Source organism: Mycobacterium sp. (genome assembly GCF_035506235.1).
Classification (GTDB): domain Bacteria; phylum Actinomycetota; class Actinomycetes; order Mycobacteriales; family Mycobacteriaceae; genus Mycobacterium.
Genome location: NZ_DATJPU010000131.1, coordinates 1 through 2092, shown reverse-complemented (window position 1 = coordinate 2092; position 2092 = coordinate 1). Strand labels below are relative to the sequence as shown.

Below are 2092 nucleotides of genomic sequence, written 5' to 3'. Positions count from 1 at the left end.
AGGGCCACCACCGCGATCAGCAGCAACACGCGGATCAGCGGCACCAAGATGGTGCCGTCGCCCCAGTCGTGATCGCCGTTGCCTATGAACCGCATACCGCCGGAGAAGAAATTCGTCGGCCAGCCGCCCCGCCACTTCCAGCGCCAGGCGGGTCTTGCCGACCCCGCCCACCCCGGTCAATGTCACCAACCGATGAGCCTTCGCCGCGGCTTGAACCTCGGCGACCTCGGACTCGCGCCCGATGAAGCTGGTGGTCGCAGGCCGCAGGTTCCCCGGCGTTACATCTAGCGCCCGCAACGGCAGAAAGTTCGTCTGCAGGCCGGGCGCTCGCACCTGAAACACCCCCACCGGGGTGGGTAGATCCCGCAGCCGTCGCGGCCCCAGATCCAGCAGATCCACTCCGCTCAGCAGACCCGCCGTCGACTCGGCCAGCAGGATCTGACCACCATGTCCAGCGGCCATCACCCGCGCAGCGCGATTCAGCACCGCGCCGAAGTAGTCACCGTCGCGCAGTTCGGCCTCGCCGGTCGCCAGCCCCATCCGCACGGGTAATTCCAGTTTGCGCTGCGCGGCTATGGCGGCATCCACCGCTGCCCTTGGTAACGAGAATGCCGCGCACACACCGTCACCGGTGTGCTTGAACATGAAGCCGCCATACGCCTCGATCGCCGAACGCAACACCTCGTCGTGGGCGGCGAGGGCGATCCGCATGCCGTCCGCGTCTTTCTCCCACCGACGGGTCGACCCCTCCACATCGGTGAACAGGAACGTCACCACCCCCGAAGGAGCAGCCGCCGCAGTAGCGGACACCCCAGCAGAATCTCACAATCGACACGCTCCGACCTCGTGGATCGGTGCCTGGGGGTGGTCCCCTTCGCCGCTTGGCGGCGGACACCCCAAGCAAATCAGGGCCTCTCTCCCCGCCGAAAATCGGGTCGAGCTATCCAAATGCAATTCGCTGCTATGCTTGAAGTGCGCAGCATAGTGACTGGTCAGGCAGCGCAACCGCCTTCAGCGCCCAGTTTGCGGCGCTTGCGCCCGGAATCGGTGGCACAACTGGCACAACTCATGCGGTCACAAGGCTGTCCCTGGCGAGCGGTGCCCCGAAGTAGCCAACCTGGGGATCGACAACGACACGCCTGTTGTCGCCGTGGCGGGCCAAGGACTCGCGGGCCATCTGCTCGAACGAGATTTTCTCAGGCCCTCCAACTTCCTTAATGCCGTCCAGCGGTTCGCCTTCGGCGACACGGGCGACCTCGGTTGCAAGGTCTGCGGAGGCGATGGGCTGGATCAGCGCGTCCGGTACGCGCACCTCGTCACCGACCACCATCGACTCTGTGATCGCGTCGGCGAACTCGGCGAACTGGGTGGCCCGCACGATCGAGTAAGGCAGACCGGATTCGGTTATCAGCTTCTCCTGGGCGACCTTCGCCCGCATGTAGCCGCTTTCCTGGGTGCGGTCGGAACCAACTATCGACATCGCGACGTAGTTCTTGACGCCTGCGGCCTTCGCGGCAGCGAGCAAGTTGGTGGTCGATCTGGTGAAGAACTCCATCGCCGGATCGTCATCGAATGAGGGCGAATTGGATGCGTCAACGACCACGTCGGCTCCGTTTAGAGCGTCAGCAAGTCCTTCCCCGGTAATTGTGTTGACGCCAGTCTTGGGCGATGCTGCCACCGCCTCGTCGCCGTGGTCCCTCAGTTTGTTGACCACCTTTGACCCCAGGACACCTGTGCCACCAATCACGACAATCTTCATGGCTTCCCCCCTTTGGAAGTGATTTGCGCGAGGCGCAATGTAGTCCCCGATGTACAAGCCCACCAGGTGTACGGACTGTAGATCGGCCTGAAAGTCAATTAGACCGCCGCGCAGCGGTCGGCGAGATCGGTCATGATCTCCCGCAGCCGCTCTGCACCGACGGCTGCAGCGATGTCCATCGAGTGCACCACGTCGGCGAACAGAACGGTGACCTGCTTGTACTCCGCAGGGACGTCATGCTCGGTAAACGGTGCACCACAACCGTCGCAGAATCGCGCACCCTCACGCGGCTCGGTGCCACACGTGCGGCACGCGGTCGCTGCGGTCATCCGA

The 2092-nt window shown here is 64.1% G+C and carries 2 protein-coding genes and 1 pseudogene; all 3 read right to left on the bottom strand.

Going from position 1 to position 2092, the window contains the following annotated elements:
- A partial coding sequence (locus tag VMD50_RS11905; RefSeq protein ID WP_325427954.1) for an adenylate/guanylate cyclase domain-containing protein occupies positions 1-810 on the bottom strand: 810 nt, incomplete at its 3' end.
- Between the two features lie 256 nt (positions 811-1066).
- Entirely contained in the window at positions 1067-1759 is a 693-nt protein-coding gene (locus tag VMD50_RS11900) for an SDR family oxidoreductase (protein ID WP_325427953.1), read from the bottom strand.
- A gap of 101 nt (positions 1760-1860) precedes the next feature.
- Positions 1861-2088: pseudogene (locus VMD50_RS11895) on the bottom strand (ATP-binding protein); the annotation flags it as partial.
- Positions 2089-2092: the final 4 nt, after the last annotated feature.

What these genes read in the sequence shown, in the direction of transcription:
- VMD50_RS11900 (WP_325427953.1), bottom strand. Translation starts at nt 1,759, where the DNA reads ATGAAGATTGTCGTGATTGGTGGCACAGGTGTCCTGGGGTCAAAGGTG.